This window comes from Streptomyces sp. NPDC053750, assembly GCF_044544295.1.
Taxonomy (GTDB): Bacteria; Actinomycetota; Actinomycetes; order Streptomycetales; family Streptomycetaceae; genus Streptomyces.
Window position 1 is genome coordinate 167,529 of sequence record NZ_JBITXB010000007.1, and the last position, 19,979, is coordinate 187,507.

Genomic DNA, 19,979 nt, shown 5'->3' on the forward strand with positions numbered 1-19,979 from the left:
CCGTGACCGAGCCCCTCTCCGACAACACCGCCGATGTGATCGTCGTGGGCGCGGGGCCAGCCGGCTCCACCACCGCTTACCACCTGGCCAAGGCAGGGCTCGACGTCCTCCTGCTGGAGAAGACCGCCTTCCCCAGGGAGAAGGTGTGCGGCGACGGCCTCACCCCGCGCGCGGTCAAGCAGCTCGTGGCCATGGGCATCGACATCTCCGAGGAGGCCGGCTGGCTGCGCAACAAGGGTCTGCGCATCATCGGCGGCGGCTCCCGACTCCAGCTGGACTGGCCGGATCTCGCCTCCTTCCCGGACTACGGACTCGTCCGCAAGCGCGACGACTTCGACGAGCAGCTCGCCCGTCAGGCCCAGAAGGCCGGCGCCCGGCTCCACGAGCGCTGCAACGTCGGCGCCCCGGTCGTCGACGACCGCACCGGCCGCATCACCGGCGTGCACGCCAAGCTGGGGGAGGACAAGCGGGAGGTCACCTTCCACGCCCCGCTGATCGTGGCCGCCGACGGCAACTCGACCCGCCTGTCCCTGGCGATGGGGCTGCACCGCCGCGAGGACCGCCCGATGGGCGTCGCCGTCCGCACGTACTTCACCTCGCCCCGCCACGACGACGACTACCTGGAGTCGTGGCTGGAACTGTGGGACCGCCGCGGCGCCCAGGACCGGCTCCTGCCGGGTTACGGCTGGATCTTCGGCATGGGCGACGGGACGTCGAACGTCGGCCTCGGCGTGCTGAACACCTCCACCTCCTTCAAGGAGCTCGACTGGCGCGAGATCCTCAAGGCCTGGTGCGCCTCCATGCCGGAGGACTGGGGCTACACTCCCGACAACATGACCGGCCCGATCCGCGGCGCCGCCCTGCCCATGGCCTTCAACCGGCAGCCCCACTACACCAAGGGCCTGCTGCTCGTCGGCGACGCCGGCGGCCTGGTGAACCCCTTCAACGGCGAGGGCATCGCCTACGCCATGGAGTCCGGCCAGATCGCCGCCGACGTCATCGTCCAGGCACACGCGCGGGCCACGCCGGCCCAGCGGGAGATCGCCCTGCAGCGCTACCCGCGCGTCCTGAAGGACACCTACGGCGGCTACTACACGCTGGGCCGCGCCTTCGTGAAGCTCATCGGCAACCCGAAGGTCATGCAGATCGCGACCCAGCGCGGCCTCACCCACCCCATCCTGATGAAGTTCACCCTGAAGATGCTCGCCAACCTGACGGACCCGACGGGCGGCGACGCGATGGACCGCATCATCAACGGGCTGAGCAAGGTCGCGCCCAAGGCCTGATCAGCCCCGGGGCCGACCGGCGGCGTCGCCGCGGTCCCGGTCGAGAGCCGCGGCGTTGGCGGCCCGGCGTGCGAAGACCTCGTCCCGCCGGTCCGCCGACTGCCGCAGCGCCGCCTTCCGTTCCCGGGCGGAGAGCCGGTCCAGGTAGACGTGCCCGTTCACGTGGTCGGTCTCGTGGGCGAGGCAGCGCGCGAAGTAGCCGGTGCCCTCGACCCGGAGCGGACCGCCGTCCTTGTCCAGGCCCCGCACGACGGCCCGGTCGGGCCGCGGTACGGCCATGACGGCGCCCGGCACCGACAGGCACCCCTCGCCCTCGTCGAGCAGCCGCCGCGCGGCCGGGTCGAGGGTCTCCAGCACCGGATTGACGATGTGCCCGACATGTCGGACACCGTCGTCGTCCGGGCAGTCGTACACGAACAGGCGCAGATCGACCCCCACCTGATTGGCCGCCAGTCCGGCACCCTCCGCGACGTACATCGTGCGGAACATGTCGTCGATGAGCGCGGCGAGGTCCGGCCCGAACTCGGTGACGTCCCGGCACGGCCTGTGCAGCACCTCCTCACCGAACTCGGTGACCCGGCGCACCGACCCGCGCCGGGCCTCGGGCGCGAGCGGGGGGTAGGAGGCGGTGGGCCGCCCCTGTACGAACACACTGGGCATGACGTTCTCTCCTTCGGCTCGTGTACGGGCCGGTGGTGATCCGGCCCGTACACGAGCATGTCAGGAGCGCTCGCAGGGCCGCAGCCCCCGAGCGGCTGCGGCCCTGCGTGAGTCGTACCCGGGCTCGCCGGAGCCCGCGTGCGTGTGTGTGGTGCGTGGTGCTGTGCGTGCGTCCTAGAGCACGCGCACCGCGCCGCTCGGCGGGTCGTACGACAGCGGCTTCATCACTACGCCGGTGGCGGAGTTCTGCGCGCCGACGAACATGCCGTCGCCGACGTAGACGCCCACGTGGTACGCGCTGCCCGCGCCGCCCCAGTACAGGATGTCGCCCGGCTGGAGGTTGCTCAGCGAGACCTGGGTGCCGGCCGTCGACTGGGCCTGGGAGACGCGCGGCAGGTCGACGTTGACCTGCTTGAAGGCGGCCTGCACCAGACCGGAGCAGTCCCACGAGTTGGGGCCGGTACCGCCGGAGACGTAGGCGTCGCCGACCTGGGCCTGCACGAAGGAGACGACCGCGGCGGCCGAACCGGTGGCCGTGGACGTGTTGCTGCTGACGCTGCTGCCCGAGCTGTCGGAGGAGCCGGTGTCCACCGAGGCGCTCAGGGTGGCGCGCTCGGCCGTGCGCGCGGCACGCTCGGCGGCGGCCTTGCGCGCGTCCTCCTCGGCCTTCTTCTTGGCCTCGGCGGCCTTCTTCTTGGCCTCGGCGAGGTCTGCCTTGGCCTCCTTGGCGGCCTGCGTCGCGGCCGCGTCACGCTCGGCCCGCAGCTCGTAGCCGGCGGCCGCCTGCTGCGTGACGTCCGCCGACTGGGCGACCTGAGCGGCCAGGTCGGCCGTCAGCGTGGGCAGTTCGAGGGTCTGCGTCACCGGTTCGGCCGCGTTGGCCGAACCCGACGCCCCGGCCACTGCCAGGGTGCTGAGGACGCCACCGGCAACTCCGGCTCGCATCGCGATGGTCGACGCGCTGCGGCGGGGCTTCCGGTGGCTGCGTATGTGAGCGGTGTGGGACATAGGGACAACCGGTATCAGGAGCTCCTCCATACCTTCAAGAAACGTGTGCTGCGCCACAGTTGTTCAATCGGCCACCGAATCCCGGGCGTGTCGCTCTTTATTGACGCCCTAACGGACATTGCGGGCGGGCCGTGACCAGCCTGTGATCACGGTCTTTGATCGTTACGCCCGAATTGCCCCGCGCTTACCACTGGTTGGGACGGTTGGCCAAGCCCGGTTCTCAGACGCCTCTCATGAATGTGGCGCAGGTCACGGAACGGTTACCCCGGCGGACGCGTCCCCCGCGTGAAAGCCGGCCCGGACGGGCACTCGCGGCGCTCGTGAACGCGTGCACGTGTCCACATCGCGCCCACGCCTCCCTCTGACGTGTGAACGGACTCCACTACCAAGGGATCCCGTCCAACACCAATTTGCATGCAAGGGAAGCCTCTTGATATGGAGACGCCCGCCCGGCGTGCCCGCTGGCCAGCGATGATGAACGAAAATGTCACCTCTGGTGATCAGCTGAACGCTTCTTGTGTGAAGATCACCGCTCATCCGACTTCATGATCCTTCGTCAGGTGGTGGAGATCACAAAGCTTGTGCAATACCCCGTGTCGCAGATCACAGAGCCACGGGCATAAGATGCGGAGCAGTTGGGCTTGTGACCTGCTTCACATGTTCGCGATCTTCGCCGGGACGAGCGGGGCTCGTGGTGCTGCTGGGGCGGTTGTGAGTCCGATGCAACCGCCAGCAGTCAGTGCCGACTGAGAGGAGCGAGGAGCGGTGAACGCGTATGCGCCCATCCTCGTACTGGGAGCCCTCGGGGCAGGCTTTGCGATCTTCTCCGTGGTCATGGCCACGCTGATCGGTCCGAAGCGGTACAACCGGGCGAAGCTCGAGGCCTACGAGTGCGGCATCGAGCCGACCCCCACGCCGGCCGGTGGCGGGCGCTTCCCCATCAAGTACTACCTGACGGCGATGCTCTTCATCATCTTCGATATCGAGATCGTCTTCCTCTACCCCTGGGCCGTCACCTTCGACGCCCTGGGGATTTTCGGGCTCGTGGAGATGCTGCTCTTCGTGCTCACCGTCTTCGTCGCGTACGCGTACGTATGGCGGCGCGGCGGCCTGGAATGGGACTGAGGGGCCTTTGACATGGGACTCGAAGAAAAACTGCCGAGCGGCTTCCTGCTGACCACCGTCGAGCAGGCCGCGGGCTGGGTGCGCAAATCGTCCGTCTTCCCCGCCACGTTCGGCCTCGCCTGCTGTGCCATCGAGATGATGACCACCGGTGCCGGCCGCTACGACCTGGCGCGCTTCGGGATGGAGGTCTTCCGCGGCTCACCGCGGCAGGCGGACCTGATGATCGTCGCGGGCCGGGTCAGCCAGAAGATGGCGCCGGTGCTGCGCCAGGTCTACGACCAGATGCCGAACCCGAAATGGGTGATCTCCATGGGGGTCTGCGCCTCCTCGGGCGGCATGTTCAACAACTACGCGATCGTCCAGGGCGTCGACCACATCGTCCCGGTCGACATCTACCTCCCCGGCTGCCCGCCACGCCCCGAGATGCTGATGGACGCCATCCTCAAGCTCCACCAGAAGATCCAGAGCTCCAAGCTCGGTGTGAACGCGGAGGAAGCGGCCCGCGAGGCGGAGGAGGCGGCGCTCAAGGCCCTGCCCACCATCGAGATGAAGGGGCTGCTGCGGTGAGCGACGCGAACAACACCTCCGGTGACTCCAAGAACACCGCGGGTGACGCGAACGGGGTGAACCCCGAGAAGGACCTGTCCGCGGAGAACCTCCCCGGCCAGCGCGGTCAGGGCGGCGAGGAGATCCGCGTCCAGCGCGGGATGTTCGGCGCCAACAACGGCGGCGACACCTCCGGATACGGCGGCCTGGTCCGCTCGGTCCGGCTCCCCGGGCCGGCGAGCCGGCCCTACGGAGGGTGGTTCGACGAGGTCGCCGACGAGCTCGAGGGCGCGCTGGAGGAGCAGGATCTCCTGCCCGACAACGCCATCGAGAAGACGGTCGTCGACCGCGGCGAGCTGACCTTCCACATCGAGCGCGAGCACCTGGTCCGCGTCGCCCGCACCCTGCGCGACGACCCGGCCCTGCGCTTCGAGCTGTGCACCGGCGTCAGCGGCGTCCATTACCCGAACGACAAGGGCCGCGAGCTGCACGCCGTCTACCACCTGCGCTCGATCACCCACAACCGGCTGATCCGCCTCGAGGTCAGCGCCCCCGACAGCGACCCGCACATCCCGTCGCTGGTCTCCGTCTATCCGACCAACGACTGGCACGAGCGCGAGGCCTACGACTTCTTCGGCCTCGTCTTCGACGGTCACCCGGCCCTGACGCGGATCATGATGCCGGACGACTGGCAGGGCTTCCCGCAGCGCAAGGACTACCCCCTCGGCGGCATCCCCGTCGAGTACAAGGGCGCCCAGATCCCGGCTCCGGACCAGCGGAGGTCGTACTCGTGAGCAGCACACAGTCAGCGTCCGCGGCTTCGGCGCGCGAGACCACCGAGGGCACCGTCTACACGGTCACCGGCGGCGACTGGGACGAGGTCGTGCAGACGGCGGCCCGCTCCGACGACGAGCGCATCGTCGTCAACATGGGCCCGCAGCACCCCTCCACCCACGGGGTGCTCCGTCTCATCCTGGAGATCGACGGCGAGACGGTCACCGAGGCCCGCTGCGGCATCGGCTACCTGCACACCGGCATCGAGAAGAACCTCGAGTACCGGACCTGGACGCAGGGCACCACGTTCGTGACGCGCATGGACTACCTGACGCCGTTCTTCAACGAGACGGCGTACTGCCTGGGCGTCGAGAAGCTCCTCGGCATCGAGGACCAGATCCCGGACCGAGCCTCGATCATCCGGGTGCTCCTCATGGAGCTGAACCGGCTCTCCTCCCACCTGGTGTGCATCGCCACCGGCGGCATGGAACTCGGCGCCACCACGATCATGATCTACGGCTTCCGTGATCGTGAACTGATTCTCGACATCTACGAGCTGATCACCGGCCTGCGGATGAACCACGCGTACATCCGCCCGGGCGGACTCGCCCAGGACCTGCCGCCCGGTGCGGTGGACCAGATCCGCGAGTTCGTGAAGAAGATGAAGAAGAACCTCCCGGAGTACGACAAGCTCGCCACCGGGAACCCCATCTTCAAGGCCCGCATGCAGGACGTCGGCTACCTCGACCTGGCCGGCTGCATGGCCCTCGGCGCCACCGGCCCGGTCCTCAGGTCCACGGGCCTGCCGCACGACCTGCGCAAGACCCAGCCGTACTGCGGCTACGAGACCTACGACTTCGACATCCCGACCGCCGACACCTGCGACTCCTACGGCCGCTTCCTGATCCGGCTGGAGGAGATGCGCCAGTCGCTCCGGATCGTCGAGCAGTGTCTGGACCGGCTGCAGCCCGGCCCGGTCATGGTCGCCGACAAGAAGATCGCCTGGCCCGCCCAGCTCGCCCTGGGCCCGGACGGACTGGGCAACTCCCTCGACCACATCAAGAAGATCATGGGCACCTCCATGGAGGCCCTGATCCACCACTTCAAGCTGGTCACCGAGGGCTTCCGCGTACCGCCGGGACAGGCGTACGCGGCGGTCGAGTCGCCCAAGGGCGAGCTCGGGGTGCACGTCGTGTCCGACGGCGGCACCCGCCCCTTCCGGGTCCACTTCCGCGACCCGTCCTTCACCAACCTGCAGGCCATGGCGGCGATGTGCGAGGGCGGCCAGGTCGCCGACGTCATCGTCGCCGTGGCGTCCATCGATCCCGTGATGGGAGGCGTCGACCGGTGACCACCTCTTCTTCCGAGCGGGGCGTCAGCCTGGGCATGCCGGAACTGCCCGCGCCCGCCTACCCGGACGACGTCCGGGCCCGGCTGGAGGCCGACGCGCGCGAGGTCATCGCCCGCTACCCGGACTCCCGGTCCGCCCTCCTGCCGCTGCTGCACCTCGTGCAGTCGCAGGAGGGGCACGTCACACGCACCGGGATGCAGTTCTGCGCGGACATGCTGGGCCTGACCACGGCCGAGGTCACCGCGGTCGCCACCTTCTACACCATGTACCGACGTGGGCCGAGCGGTGACTACCAGGTCGGCGTCTGCACCAACACACTCTGCGCGGTCATGGGCGGAGACGCCATCTTCGACTCCCTCCAGGAGCACCTGGGCGTCGCCAACGGCGGGACCACCGAGGACGGCAAGGTCACCCTGGAGCACATCGAGTGCAACGCGGCCTGCGACTTCGCCCCGGTGGTAATGGTCAACTGGGAGTTCTTCGACAACCAGACCCCGGCGAGCGCCAGGCGCCTCGTCGACGACCTGCGCGCGGGACGGCCGGTGACGCCCACGCGCGGTGCGCCGCTGTGCACCTTCAAGGAGACCGCCCGGATCCTGGCGGGCTTCCCCGACAAGCGGGACGGCGCCGTCGCGGCCGGCGGCAGCGCGGGTCCCGCCTCCCTGGTCGGCCTCAAGCTGGCCAAGGGCGAGGCGTCCGTCGCGCGCGTGGTGCACCCGCGGGACGGCGGGCCGCACGACGCGCCGCAGGACCGGGCCGTGCACGACCCGTCTCCGACGGAACACCTGAGCTCGCACGACGCGCCGCAGGACACATCGGCCTCCGACCCGTCCCACCCGGCAGGGCCTACCGCCGAGGAGGGGAAGTGATGACCTTGGCAGCCGAGATCAAGGACACCAGCCCGGAGAAACTGCTCGCACCCGTGCTGTCGGCCTTCTGGGACGAGGACGAGTCCTGGACTCTGGACGTCTACCGGAGGCACGAGGGATACGAGGGGCTTCGCAAGGCGCTGGCGATGTCGCCGGACGACCTGATCGCGTACGTCAAGGACTCCGGTCTGCGTGGACGCGGCGGCGCGGGGTTCCCGACGGGGATGAAGTGGCAGTTCATTCCCCAGGGGGATGGCAAGCCTCACTATCTAGTTGTCAACGCCGACGAGTCGGAGCCGGGGACCTGCAAGGACATCCCGCTCCTCTTCGCGAACCCGCACAGCCTCATCGAGGGCATTGTCATCGCGTGTTACGCCATCAGGTCTTCGCATGCCTTCATCTATCTGCGTGGTGAAGTCGTGCCAGTGCTGCGACGGTTGCACGAGGCCGTGCGCGAGGCCTACGCGGCCGGCTTCCTCGGCGAGAACATCCTGGGCAGCGGACTCGACCTCGAACTCACCGTGCACGCGGGCGCGGGCGCGTACATCTGCGGTGAGGAGACCGCACTGCTCGACTCGCTCGAAGGCCGCCGGGGTCAACCGCGGCTCCGTCCCCCCTTTCCTGCCGTCGCGGGCCTCTACGCGTGCCCGACTGTGGTGAATAACGTCGAGTCGATCGCATCGGTTCCCGCGATCCTGAACAAGGGCAAGGACTGGTTCAGGTCGATGGGCAGCGAGAAGTCCCCGGGCTTCACGCTCTACTCGCTCAGCGGCCACGTGGCGAGCCCCGGCCAGTACGAGGCCCCGCTCGGCATCACGCTGCGCCAGCTCCTCGACATGAGCGGCGGCATGCGCCCCGGTCACCGGCTGAAGTTCTGGACACCGGGCGGCTCCTCCACGCCGATGTTCACCGACGAGCATCTCGACGTCCCCCTCGACTACGAAGGAGTGGGTGCCGCCGGCTCCATGCTCGGCACCAAGGCGCTCCAGTGCTTCGACGAGACGACCTGCGTCGTGCGCGCCGTCACCCGCTGGACCGAGTTCTACGCGCACGAGTCCTGCGGCAAGTGCACACCGTGCCGCGAAGGCACGTACTGGCTCGTCCAGTTGCTGCGCGACATCGAGGCCGGCAAGGGCTCGACGAGCGACCTCGACAAGCTGAACGACATCGCCGACAACATCAACGGCAAGTCCTTCTGTGCCCTCGGCGACGGTGCCGCCTCGCCGATCTTCTCCTCGCTCAAGTACTTCCGCGAGGAGTACGAGGAGCACATCACGGGCCGCGGCTGCCCCTTCGACCCGGCCAAGTCGACGGCCTGGGCCGACCGCACGGAGGTGAACGCATGACCGTGACCACCAATGCCCCCTCGGGAGGGGGAGAGGCGGCGGTCCCGCCGGAGGACCTCGTCACGCTGACGATCGACGGCGCCGAGATCAGCGTGCCCAAGGGCACCCTGGTCATCCGCGCGGCCGAACAACTCGGCATCGAGATCCCCCGGTTCTGCGACCACCCTCTCCTCGACCCGGCCGGCGCCTGCCGCCAGTGCATCGTCGAGGTCGAGGGCCAGCGCAAGCCCATGGCGTCCTGCACCATCACCTGCACCGACGGCATGGTGGTGAAGACCCACCTCACCTCGCCGGTCGCCGAGAAGGCCCAGCACGGTGTGATGGAGCTGCTGCTCATCAACCACCCGCTGGACTGCCCCGTCTGCGACAAGGGCGGCGAGTGCCCGCTGCAGAACCAGGCCATGTCGCACGGCCAGGCCGACTCCCGCTTCGAGGGCAGGAAGCGGACGTACGAGAAGCCCGTGCCGATCTCCACGCAGGTGCTGCTCGACCGCGAGCGGTGCGTGCTGTGCGCCCGCTGCACCCGGTTCTCCAACCAGGTCGCGGGCGACCCGATGATCGAGCTGATCGAGCGGGGCGCGCTCCAGCAGGTCGGCACCGGCGAGGGCGACCCCTTCGAGTCGTACTTCTCCGGCAACACCATCCAGATCTGCCCGGTCGGCGCGCTCACCTCGGCGGCGTACCGGTTCCGCTCCCGCCCGTTCGACCTGATCTCCTCTCCGTCCGTCTGCGAGCACTGCTCCGGCGGCTGCGCGACCCGCACCGACCACCGGCGCGGCAAGGTCATGAGGCGGCTCGCGGCCAACGAGCCCGAGGTCAACGAGGAGTGGATCTGCGACAAGGGGCGCTTCGCCTTCCGGTACGCGCAGCAGCGCGACCGGCTGGAGACCCCGCTGGTGCGCAACGCCGAGGGTGACCTGGAACCGGCCTCCTGGCCGGAGGCCCTGCAGATCGCCGCCCAGGGACTGCTCGCCTCGCGGGGCCGGACCGGTGTGCTGACCGGCGGCCGGCTCACCGTCGAGGACGCCTACGCGTACAGCAAGTTCGCGCGCGTGGCGCTCGACACCAACGACATCGACTTCCGCGCGCGCGTGCACAGCTCCGAGGAGGCCGACTTCCTGGCCTCCCGGATCGCCGGACGCGGCCGTGACCTCGACGGTACGGGGGTCACGTACACCACGCTGGAGAAGGCGCCCGCCGTACTGCTGGTCGGGTTCGAGGCCGAGGAGGAGGCGCCCGGCGTCTTCCTGAGGCTGCGCAAGGCCTGGCGCAAGCACGGACAGAAGGTCTTCTCGCTGGCCACGCATGCCACCCGGGGTCTGGAGAAGGCCGGCGGCACCCTGCTGCCGGCCGCCCCCGGCACCGAGACCGAGTGGCTGGACGCGCTCGCGAGCGGCGTCGGCCTGGAGGGCGACGGAGCCCGGGCCGCCGAGGCCCTGCGCGCCGAGGGCGCCGTGATCGTCGTGGGTGAGCGGCTGGCGTCCGTGGCAGGCGGCCTCACCTCCGCCGTACGGACCGCCTCCGCGACCGGCGCCCGGCTGGTGTGGATTCCGCGCCGGGCCGGGGAGCGCGGTGCGATCGAGGCCGGGGCGCTGCCCTCGCTGCTGCCGGGCGGGCGCCCGGCGACCGACCCGCGCGCGCGTGAGGAGGTCGCCGCGGTCTGGGGCCTGGCCGACCTCCCGCACCGCTACGGCCGCGACACCGGCGAGATCGTCGAGGCCGCGGCCCGGGGCGAGCTCCAGGCGCTGCTGGTGGCGGGTGTGGAGGTCGCCGACCTGCCCGATCCGGCACGCGCGCGTGCGGCACTCGCCGAGGCCGGCTTCGTCGTGTCGCTGGAGCTGCGGCCCAGCGAGGTCACCGCTCTCGCCGACGTGGTCCTGCCCGTCGCCGCGGTCGCCGAGAAGGCCGGGACGTTCCTCAACTGGGAGGGCAGGGCGCGCTTCTTCGAGGCCGCGCTGAAGCCCGACCAGATGACCCGCCGCCTCGCGCCCGCCGACGCGCGCGTGCTCCAGATGCTGGCCGACGCCATGGACGTACACCTGGGCCTGCCGGACCTGCGCACCACCCGCGCGGAGATCGACCGGCTCGGTCCCTGGGGCGGACCGCGGGCCGGTGAACCGCTGCACACCGCGAGCGCGCTGCCGCGACCGGCCACCGGAGAGGCGGTACTGGCCGGGCATCGACTGCTGCTCGACCAGGGCGTCCTCCAGCAGGGCGACGAGGCGCTCGCCGGCACCCGGCACGCCGCACGCGCGCGTGTGTCGGCCGCCACGGCCGCCGAGGCGGGCGTCAAGGACGGCGACGTGCTCGCCGTGACCGGCCCCGCCGGGGTCGTCGAACTCCCGCTGCAGATCACCGAGATGCCCGACCGGGTGGTCTGGCTCCCGCTGAACTCGGCCGGCACCGGCGTCGCCTCCGACGCCGGGGTGCTGCCCGGATCCCTCGTCCGCATCGGTCCGGCCACGCTCGCGGGCGAGGCCCCCAAGGAGGTGGAGGCATGAGCCCGTACCTCGCCGCTGAAGACCTTTCGATGTTCGGCACCGATCCCTGGTGGCTGGTCGTCGTCAAGGCGGTCTTCTGCTTCGCCTTCCTGATGGTGACCGTGCTGTTCTCCATTGTGTGGGAGCGCAAGGTCGTCGCCTGGATGCAGCTGCGCATCGGACCGAACCGGCACGGCCCCTGGGGCATGCTCCAGTCGCTCGCCGACGGCATCAAGCTGATGCTCAAGGAAGACGTCGTCGTCAAACGCGCCGACAAGGCGGTGTACGTCCTCGCGCCGATCGTCGCGGCCATCCCGGCCTTCATGGCGATCGCGGTGATCCCCTTCGGGCCGGCCGGCAACGAGGTCTCGATCTTCGGCCACCGCACCGCCATGCAGCTCACCGACCTGCCGATCGCCATGCTGTTCATCCTGGCGGTCGCCTCGGTCGGCATCTACGGCATCGTGCTCGCCGGCTGGAGCTCCGGATCGACGTATCCGCTGCTCGGCGGACTGCGCTCCTGCGCGCAGATGATCTCCTACGAGATCGCGATGGGCGCCGCGTTCGCCTCGGTGTTCCTCTACTCCGGGTCGATGTCGACCTCGGAGATCGTCGCCCAGCAGACCGACCGCTGGTACATCGTGCTGCTGCCGGTCTCCTTCATCCTCTACATCGTCACCATGGTCGGCGAGACCAACCGTGCCCCCTTCGACATGCCGGAGTCCGAGGGCGACCTGGTCGGCGGCTTCAACACCGAGTACTCGTCGATCAAGTTCGCGATGTTCATGCTCGCCGAGTACGTGAACATGGTGACCGTCTCGGCGGTCGCCACCACCCTCTTCCTCGGCGGCTGGCGGGCACCGTGGCCGGTCAGCACCTTCTGGGAGGGCGCCAACCACGGCTGGTGGCCGCTGCTCTGGTTCGTGGTCAAGGTCCAGTTGCTGCTGTTCTTCTTCATCTGGCTGCGCGGCACGCTCCCGCGCGTCCGCTACGACCAGCTGATGAAGCTCGGCTGGAAGGTCCTCATCCCGGTCTCCCTGGTCTGGCTGATGCTGGTGGCGACCGTGCGGGCCCTGCGCAACGAGAACTACGAGTTCAGCGACATCGCCCTCTACATCGCCGGCGGTGTCCTGGTCCTGCTGGTGCTGTCCTTCGTCGTGGACATGTACCGGGACAAGGGCAAGCGGGCCGAGGCTCCCCCCGAGGAGCCGGCCGCCTTCGACCCGATGGCCGGAGGGTTCCCCGTACCGCCGATGCCCGGACAGGAGTTGCCGCCGGTGCCGCGACGCCGTCCGCGCCGGGAGCGGGAGCTGATTGTCAGTGGTGGGGTCGATACTCAGAGTGACGGATCTCTGGGTGGATCTACGGATGGAAAGGAGGCGTCCGATGGCTGAGGAACCCAAGGAGACCGACCCCGGTTTCCTGAACCCCGTGGCCGGCTTCGGTGTGACCTTCAAGGCCATGTTCAAGAAGCGGCTGACCGAGCAGTACCCGGAGCAGCAGAAGACCACCGCTCCGCGCTTCCACGGACGGCACCAGCTCAACCGCCATCCGGACGGCCTGGAGAAGTGCGTCGGCTGCGAGCTGTGCGCCTGGGCGTGTCCCGCCGACGCGATCTACGTGGAGGGCGCGGACAACACCGACGAGGAGCGCTACTCGCCCGGCGAGCGGTACGGGCGCGTCTACCAGATCAACTACGCCCGCTGCATCCTGTGCGGCCTGTGCATCGAGGCGTGCCCCACGCGCGCGCTGACGATGACCAACGAGTTCGAGCTGGCCGACTCCAGTCGCGCCAACCTCATCTTCACCAAGGACCAGCTGCTGGCCGGCCTGGAGGAGGGCATGGTCGACACGCCCCACGCCATCTACCCGGGCACGGACGAGCAGGACTACTACCGGGGCCTGGTGACCGAGGCCGCGCCCGGCACCGAGCGGCAGGTCGCCCACTCCAAGGGAGAGGTGGTCCAGGAGGCCGACTCGACCTTCGGTGGGACCGAACCGGCCTCGGAGGAGGTGATCCGCCGATGAGCGCGCAGCTCGCCGCCGCAGCGACTCTCTCTGCCGGCACCTCCACCGGAGAGGCCGTCCAGTTCTGGATCCTCGGCACCGTCGCGGTGATCGGCGCCCTGTGCACCGTCTTCATGAAGAAGGCCGTGCACAGCGCGCTCTGCCTCGCCGGGACCATGATCGTCCTGGCGGTGTTCTACCTCGCCAACGGCGCCTACTTCCTCGGCATCGTGCAGATCGTCGTCTACACCGGCGCGGTCATGATGCTGTTCCTGTTCGTGGTGATGCTCGTCGGTGTCACCGCGGCGGACTCCCTGAAGGAGACCATCAAGGGGCAGCGCTGGCTGGCCCTGCTGTCCGGGCTCGGCTTCGGCATCCTGCTGGTCGCCGGCATCGGCAACGCGTCCGTCACGGAGTTCAGCGGCCTCGCCCAGGCGAACGCGAACGGGAACGTGGAGGGCATCGCGTCCCTGATCTTCACCAAGTACGTCTTCGCCTTCGAGATCACCGGCGCCCTGCTGATCACGGCCGCGGTCGGCGCCATGGTGCTCACCCACCGGGAGCGCACCGAACGGGCCGCCACCCAGCGCGAGCTGGCCGAGCGGCGCGTCCGCGAGGGCAAGCACGTTCCGCCGCTGCCCGCCCCCGGCGTGTACGCGCGGCACAACGCGGTCGACATCGCGGGCCTGCTGCCCGACGGGACCCCGTCCGAGCTCACCGTCAGCAAGACGCTGCGCGACCGGGGGCAGATCCGTGACGTGTCGATGGAGGCGCTGGGCGATCTCAAGGCCCTCGAGCAGCGGGCCGAGGAGCGCCTGGAGCGCAAGGCGGTCGAGCCGGCGCACTTCAAGCGGTCCGAGGAGGCGTCGAAGTGAACCCCGTCAACTACCTCTACCTCGCGGCCCTGTTGTTCACGATCGGCGCCACCGGTGTGCTGATCCGGCGCAACGCGATCGTGGTCTTCATGTGCATCGAGCTCATGCTCAACGCCTGCAACCTCGCGTTCGTCGCCTTCTCCCGGATGCACGGCAACCTCGACGGCCAGATCATCGCCTTCTTCACGATGGTCGTCGCCGCCGCGGAGGTCGTGGTCGGGCTCGCGATCATCGTGTCCCTGTTCCGTTCCCGCCACTCGGCCTCGGTCGACGACGCCAGCCTGATGAAGCTGTAAGGGGCTGAAACGTGGAGAACCTGATTGCGCTGCTGGTGGCGGCGCCTCTGCTCGGAGCGGCGGTCCTGCTGTGCGGCGGACGTCGGCTGGACGCCGTCGGCCACTGGATCGGCACGCTGCTGGCCGCCGCGTCCTTCGTGATCGGCGTCGTCCTCTTCGCCGACATGCTCGGCGCCGGCGCCGAGGACCGCACCCTGACGCAGCACCTGTTCAGCTGGATCCCGGTGGAGGGCTTCCAGGCCGACGTCGCCTTCCGGCTCGACCAGTTGTCGATGACGTTCGTCCTGCTGATCACCGGCGTCGGCTCGCTCATCCACCTGTACTCGGTCGGGTACATGGAGCACGACGAGCGGCGCCGCCGCTTCTTCGGCTATCTGAACCTGTTCCTCGCGGCGATGCTGCTGCTGGTCCTCGCCGACAATTACCTGCTGCTGTACGTCGGCTGGGAGGGCGTCGGACTCGCCTCCTACCTCCTGATCGGCTTCTGGCAGCACAAGCCCAGCGCGGCCACGGCCGCCAAGAAGGCCTTCCTGGTCAACCGCGTCGGCGACATGGGCCTGTCGATCGCGATCATGCTGATGTTCCTGTGGTTCGGCACCTTCGCCTTCGGCCCGGTGCTCGGCGGCCACGGGGAGGCCGGGCTCGCGGGCTCGGCCGACGAGGGCAAGCTCACCGCGATCGCCCTGATGCTGCTCCTCGCCGCCTGTGGCAAGTCCGCCCAGGTGCCGCTGCAGTCCTGGCTCGGGGACGCGATGGAGGGTCCGACCCCCGTCTCGGCCCTCATCCACGCCGCGACCATGGTGACGGCGGGCGTGTACCTGATCGTCCGCTCGGGTGCGATCTTCAACGGCGCGCCCGACGCGCAGTTGGTCGTGACCATCGTCGGTGCGGTCACGCTGCTGTTCGGTGCGATCGTCGGTTGCGCCAAGGACGACATCAAGAAGGCGCTCGCCGGCTCGACCATGTCGCAGATCGGCTACATGGTGCTGGCCGCGGGCCTCGGCCCCATCGGCTACGTCTTCGCGATCATGCACCTGGTGACGCACGGCTTCTTCAAGGCCGGGCTCTTCCTCGGCGCCGGTTCGGTCATGCACGGCATGAACGACGAGGTCGACATGCGCCGCTACGGCGGACTGCGCAAGTACATGCCGGTCACCTTCGTCACCTTCGGCCTCGGCTACCTCGCCATCATCGGCTTCCCGGGCCTGTCCGGCTTCTTCTCGAAGGACAAGATCATCGAGTCGGCGTTCGCCAAGGGCGGCACCGAGGGCTGGATCCTCGGCGCCTGTGCCCTGCTGGGCGCCGCCATCACGGCGTACTACATGACCCGCGTGATGCTGATGACCTTCTTCGGCGAGGAGCGCTGGCGCAACGCCCCGACGCCGTCGCCGGCCAAGCCCGACGTGGAGCCCGCCGCCGAGACGCGCGGCGAGTACACACCGCCGCACCCGCACGAGTCGCCGAAGATCATGACGATCCCGATGATCGTGCTGGCCGTCGGCTCGGTGTTCGGCGGTGCGTTCTTCAGCATCGGTGACCGCTTTGTGCACTGGCTGGAGCCCATCACCGGGCACGACCACGGTCACGCGCCGATCAGCGCCCTGACCGTCACCGTCTCGACGGTCGCCGTGATGGTCATCGGCGTCGCCGTCGCCTGGGCGCAGTACGGCCGTCGTCCGGTGCCGGCCGTGGCCCCGCGCGGGTCGCTGCTCACCCGGGCCGCCCGGCGCGACCTGCTCCAGGACGACTTCAACCATGTCGTCCTGGTCCGCGGCGGCGAGCACCTCACGCGCTCCCTGGTCTACGTCGACCACAGCCTGGTCGACGGGGTCGTCAACGGCACGGCGGCGTCGGTCGGCGGCCTGTCCGGGCGGATGCGCAAGCTGCAGAACGGGTTCGCGCGCAGTTACGCGGTCTCGATGTTCGGCGGTGCGGCGGTCCTCGTCGCCGCGACCCTGCTGATGAGGGCGGTCTGATACCGATGTCCTTTCCCCTGCTGACAGTCACGGCGGCGCTCCCGGCCGTCGGGGCCATCGCCACGGCCGCCGTGCCGGCCGCGAAACGCACCGCGGCCAAGTGGCTCGCGCTGCTGTTCTCACTGGCCACCCTCGCGCTGGCGGTCGCGGTCCTGGTCCGCTTCGACCCCGACGGCGACCGCTACCAGCTCACCGAGTCGCACTCGTGGATCGCGGACTTCGGCGTCCGGTACGAACTGGGCGTGGACGGCATCGCGGTGGCGCTGATCGCGCTGACCGCCCTGTTGATCCCGTTCATCATCCTGGCGGGCTGGCACGACGCCGATCCGCTGGAGACCGGCAGCAGCCGGTGGCGGCCGACGCAGGGCTTCTTCGCCCTGATCCTGGCCGTCGAGGCGATGGTGATCCTCTCCTTCGAGGCCACCGACGTCTTCCTCTTCTACATCTTCTTCGAAGCCATGCTGATCCCGATGTACTTCCTGATCGGCGGCTTCGGGGACCGGGCCCACGAGCACGGCGAGAAGACGGCCGCCACCCAGCGGTCGTACGCGGCGGTGAAGTTCCTCCTCTACAACCTGGCCGGCGGACTGATCATGCTGGCCGCGGTGATCGGGCTGTACGTGGTCGCCGGGAACTTCTCGCTCACCGAGATCGCCGAGGCCCGGGCCAATGGCTCGCTCGACATGGCGACCAGCACCGAACGCTGGCTGTTCCTCGGCTTCTTCTTCGCCTTCGCGGTGAAGGCGCCGCTGTGGCCGCTGCACACCTGGCTGCCCAACGCCATGCAGGAGTCCACCGCTCCGGTCGCCGTCCTCATCACGGCGGTCGTCGACAAGGTCGGCACCTTCGCGATGCTCCGCTTCTGCCTCCAGCTCTTCCCGGAGGCGAGCAAGTGGGCGACGCCGGTCATCCTCGTGCTCGCGGTCGTCAGCATCATCTACGGGGCGCTGCTCGCGGTCGGCCAGCGCGACATCAAGCGACTGATCGCCTACGCGTCGATCTCGCACTTCGGCTTCATCATCATGGGCATCTTCGCGATGACCAGCCAGGGCCAGTCCGGCGCGACGCTGTACATGGTCAACCACGGCATCTCGACCGCGGTGCTGATGCTGATCGCCGGATTCCTGATCTCGCGGCGCGGCTCGCGGCTCATCGCCGACTACGGCGGAGTGCAGAAGGTCGCCCCGGTGCTCGCCGGCACCTTCCTCATCGGAGGCCTGGCGACCCTGTCGCTGCCGGGCCTCGCGCCCTTCGTCAGCGAGTTCCTGGTCCTGGTCGGCACGTTCACGCGCTATCCGGTGATCGGCATCATCGCCACCTTCGGCATCGTCCTCGCCGCGCTCTACACCCTCGTCCTCTACCAGCGGACGATGACGGGCCCGGTGAAGCCGGCGGTGTCCGCGATGCCCGACCTGCGGGTGCGCGAGCTGGTGGTCGTGGCGCCGCTCGTGGCGCTGCTGATCTTCCTGGGCGTCTATCCGAAGCCCCTCACGGACATCGTCAACCCCGCGGTGAAGCAGACCATGTCCGACGTACAGAAGAAGGACCCCCAGCCTGAGGTGGAGGCGGCCAAGTGAGCGCAACAGCCGTCCACAGCCTGTGGACAACGGCGGCGACGGCAGCCGATCCGATCTCGAAGATCGACGCGCCGAAGATCGAGTACGGGCAGCTCTCGCCCACCCTGATCATCATCGGTGCGGCGATCATCGGCATCCTGATCGAGGCCTTCGTGCCGCGCAGGTCCCGCTACTACGTGCAGATGTTCGTGTCCGTCGTCGCGCTGATCGCCGCCTTCGCCGCGGTCGTCGCGCTCGCGGCGGGCGGATACGGCACGACCAAGGCGGGCATCGCGGCGATGGGTGCCATCGCCGTGGACGGGCCGGCCCTCTTCCTGCAGGGCACGATCCTGCTGGCGAGCCTGGTCGGCCTGTTCACCTTCGCCGAACGGCGGCTCGACCCGGCGGCCCACGGCAACCGCGTCGACTCCTTCGCCGCGCAGGCCGCGTCCGTACCGGGCAGCGAGAGCGAGCAGAAGGCGGTGAAGGCCGGGTTCACCACCACCGAGGTGTTCCCGCTGCTGCTCTTCGCCGTCGCCGGCATGCTGGTCTTCCCGGCGGCCAACGACCTGCTGACGCTCTTCGTGGCCCTGGAGGTCTTCTCCCTGCCGCTGTACCTGCTGTGCGCGCTGGCCCGCCGCAAGCGGCTGATGTCTCAGGAAGCGGCGGTCAAGTACTTCCTGCTCGGCGCGTTCGCCTCCGCGTTCACCCTGTTCGGCATCGCCCTGCTCTACGGCTACGCGGGCTCGATGTCGTACGGCACGATCGCGCAGGTCGTCGACGGCACCGTCCAGAACGTCACCCCGGCGCTCGCCGACACCATGGGCAACGACGCGCTGCTGCTCGTCGGCTCCGCGCTGATCGTCATGGGCCTGCTGTTCAAGGTGGGCGCGGTGCCGTTCCACATGTGGACGCCGGACGTGTACCAGGGCGCGCCGACACCGGTGACCGGCTTCATGGCGGCGGCGACCAAGGTGGCGGCCTTCGGCGCTCTGCTGCGCATCCTGTACGTCGTCCTGCCCGGCCTGCGCTGGGACTGGCGGCCGGTGATGTGGGCCGTGGCGATCGTCACCATGCTGGCCGGCGCGATCGTCGCCATCACGCAGACGGACATCAAGCGGCTGCTGGCGTACTCGTCGATCGCGCACGCGGGCTTCATCCTCGCGGGTGTCATCGCGACCACGCCGGACGGCATCTCGTCCGTCCTCTTCTACCTGGCCGCGTACTCCTTCGTGACCATCGGCGCCTTCGCGGTGGTGACCCTGGTGCGCGACGCGGGGGGTGAGGCGACGCACCTGTCGAAGTGGGCCGGCCTCGGGCGCAGGTCGCCGCTGGTGGCGGCCGTGTTCGCGGTGTTCCTGCTGGCCTTCGCGGGCATCCCGCTGACCTCCGGGTTCTCGGGCAAGTTCGCCGTGTTCAAGGCGGCGGCGGAGGGCGGCGCGGCCCCGCTGGTCGTGATCGGCGTGATCTCGTCGGCGATCGCGGCGTTCTTCTACATCCGCGTGATCGTGCTGATGTTCTTCAGCGAGCCACGCCCGGAGGGCCCGACCGTCGCGGTGCCGTCGCCGCTGACGATGACGGCGATCGGCGTCGGGGTGGCGGTCACGGTGGTGCTCGGCGTGGCGCCGCAGTACTTCCTGGACCTGGCGGGGCAGGCGGGGGTGTTCGTGCGCTGACGCGGCGCTCGCCGGTTCGGACACGGCGGCGGGGGGGGGGCCCCCCCCCCCCCGCCCCGCCCCCCCCCCCGCGGCGGGGGCCCGCCCCCCCCCCCCCCCCCCGCGGGGGGGGGGCCCCGCCCCCCCCCCCCCCCCACAACAACCACCA

17 protein-coding genes are annotated in these 19,979 nt (G+C 69.5%); 15 read left to right on the forward strand and 2 right to left on the reverse strand.

Translation table 11 applies throughout. The features are described from left to right. Positions 1-2: 2 nt before the first annotated feature. A complete protein-coding gene (locus tag ACIGO6_RS21435) occupies positions 3-1,286 on the forward strand; it encodes a geranylgeranyl reductase family protein (protein WP_399878515.1) in 1,284 nt (427 codons plus the stop codon). Here ACIGO6_RS21435 and def read toward each other — a convergent pair whose 3' ends face one another. Together def and ACIGO6_RS21445 are read right to left on the reverse strand one after the other, a co-directional pair. Beyond that, positions 1,287-1,946, reverse strand: a complete 660-nt coding sequence (gene def, locus ACIGO6_RS21440; protein ID WP_399878517.1) for a peptide deformylase — start codon at positions 1,944-1,946, stop codon at positions 1,287-1,289. It abuts the gene before it with no gap. 174 nt (positions 1,947-2,120) lie between these two features. Next, positions 2,121-2,954, reverse strand: coding sequence for a C40 family peptidase (locus tag ACIGO6_RS21445; RefSeq protein WP_399878519.1), 834 nt, complete (start codon positions 2,952-2,954; stop codon positions 2,121-2,123). 765 nt (positions 2,955-3,719) lie between these two features. On the opposite strand from ACIGO6_RS21445, the gene ACIGO6_RS21450 reads away from it, so the two are divergent. From ACIGO6_RS21450 to nuoN, 14 genes are read left to right on the forward strand one after another with little or no spacing between them, the layout of a single operon-like run. Next, positions 3,720-4,079, forward strand: a complete 360-nt coding sequence (locus ACIGO6_RS21450; protein ID WP_003974383.1) for an NADH-quinone oxidoreductase subunit A — start codon at positions 3,720-3,722, stop codon at positions 4,077-4,079. Between the two features lie 12 nt (positions 4,080-4,091). Next, positions 4,092-4,646, forward strand: coding sequence for an NADH-quinone oxidoreductase subunit B family protein (locus tag ACIGO6_RS21455; RefSeq protein WP_018528252.1), 555 nt, complete (start codon positions 4,092-4,094; stop codon positions 4,644-4,646). Beyond that, positions 4,643-5,419: an NADH-quinone oxidoreductase subunit C gene (locus tag ACIGO6_RS21460; RefSeq protein ID WP_399878521.1), complete on the forward strand. Its 777-nt coding sequence runs from the start codon at positions 4,643-4,645 to the stop codon at positions 5,417-5,419. Before ACIGO6_RS21455 ends, ACIGO6_RS21460 begins: the two co-directional genes overlap by 4 nt. Then, positions 5,416-6,750: an NADH-quinone oxidoreductase subunit D gene (locus ACIGO6_RS21465; protein WP_399878523.1), complete on the forward strand. Its 1,335-nt coding sequence runs from the start codon at positions 5,416-5,418 to the stop codon at positions 6,748-6,750. Before ACIGO6_RS21460 ends, ACIGO6_RS21465 begins: the two co-directional genes overlap by 4 nt. Continuing rightward, positions 6,747-7,619 (forward strand): NADH-quinone oxidoreductase subunit NuoE, encoded by an 873-nt coding sequence (gene nuoE, locus ACIGO6_RS21470; protein WP_399878524.1) that lies wholly within the window; start codon positions 6,747-6,749, stop codon positions 7,617-7,619. Before ACIGO6_RS21465 ends, nuoE begins: the two co-directional genes overlap by 4 nt. Continuing rightward, positions 7,616-8,965 (forward strand): NADH-quinone oxidoreductase subunit NuoF, encoded by a 1,350-nt coding sequence (gene nuoF, locus ACIGO6_RS21475; protein ID WP_399878526.1) that lies wholly within the window; start codon positions 7,616-7,618, stop codon positions 8,963-8,965. The genes nuoE and nuoF overlap by 4 nt, the downstream gene beginning before the upstream one ends. Then, on the forward strand, positions 8,962-11,466 hold the full coding sequence (locus ACIGO6_RS21480) for an NADH-quinone oxidoreductase subunit G (RefSeq protein WP_399878528.1): 2,505 nt from the start codon (positions 8,962-8,964) through the stop codon (positions 11,464-11,466). Before nuoF ends, ACIGO6_RS21480 begins: the two co-directional genes overlap by 4 nt. Then, entirely contained in the window at positions 11,463-12,839 is a 1,377-nt protein-coding gene (gene nuoH / locus ACIGO6_RS21485) for an NADH-quinone oxidoreductase subunit NuoH (protein ID WP_399878530.1), read from the forward strand. The genes ACIGO6_RS21480 and nuoH overlap by 4 nt, the downstream gene beginning before the upstream one ends. Further along, on the forward strand, positions 12,832-13,473 hold the full coding sequence (nuoI, locus tag ACIGO6_RS21490; protein WP_399878532.1) for an NADH-quinone oxidoreductase subunit NuoI: 642 nt from the start codon (positions 12,832-12,834) through the stop codon (positions 13,471-13,473). Before nuoH ends, nuoI begins: the two co-directional genes overlap by 8 nt. Then, positions 13,470-14,327 (forward strand): NADH-quinone oxidoreductase subunit J, encoded by an 858-nt coding sequence (locus ACIGO6_RS21495; RefSeq protein ID WP_399878533.1) that lies wholly within the window; start codon positions 13,470-13,472, stop codon positions 14,325-14,327. Before nuoI ends, ACIGO6_RS21495 begins: the two co-directional genes overlap by 4 nt. Beyond that, positions 14,324-14,623 carry an NADH-quinone oxidoreductase subunit NuoK gene (gene nuoK / locus ACIGO6_RS21500; RefSeq protein WP_003974374.1) on the forward strand — a complete coding sequence of 100 codons (300 nt, stop codon included), beginning with the start codon at positions 14,324-14,326 and terminating at the stop codon, positions 14,621-14,623. Before ACIGO6_RS21495 ends, nuoK begins: the two co-directional genes overlap by 4 nt. Before the next feature lie 11 nt (positions 14,624-14,634). After that, a complete protein-coding gene (gene nuoL, locus ACIGO6_RS21505) occupies positions 14,635-16,599 on the forward strand; it encodes an NADH-quinone oxidoreductase subunit L (RefSeq protein ID WP_399878535.1) in 1,965 nt (654 codons plus the stop codon). A gap of 5 nt (positions 16,600-16,604) precedes the next feature. Then, positions 16,605-18,176 carry an NADH-quinone oxidoreductase subunit M gene (locus ACIGO6_RS21510; protein ID WP_399878537.1) on the forward strand — a complete coding sequence of 524 codons (1,572 nt, stop codon included), beginning with the start codon at positions 16,605-16,607 and terminating at the stop codon, positions 18,174-18,176. After that, positions 18,173-19,831 carry an NADH-quinone oxidoreductase subunit NuoN gene (gene nuoN, locus ACIGO6_RS21515; protein ID WP_399878539.1) on the forward strand — a complete coding sequence of 553 codons (1,659 nt, stop codon included), beginning with the start codon at positions 18,173-18,175 and terminating at the stop codon, positions 19,829-19,831. The genes ACIGO6_RS21510 and nuoN overlap by 4 nt, the downstream gene beginning before the upstream one ends. The last annotated feature ends 148 nt before the right edge of the window (positions 19,832-19,979 follow it).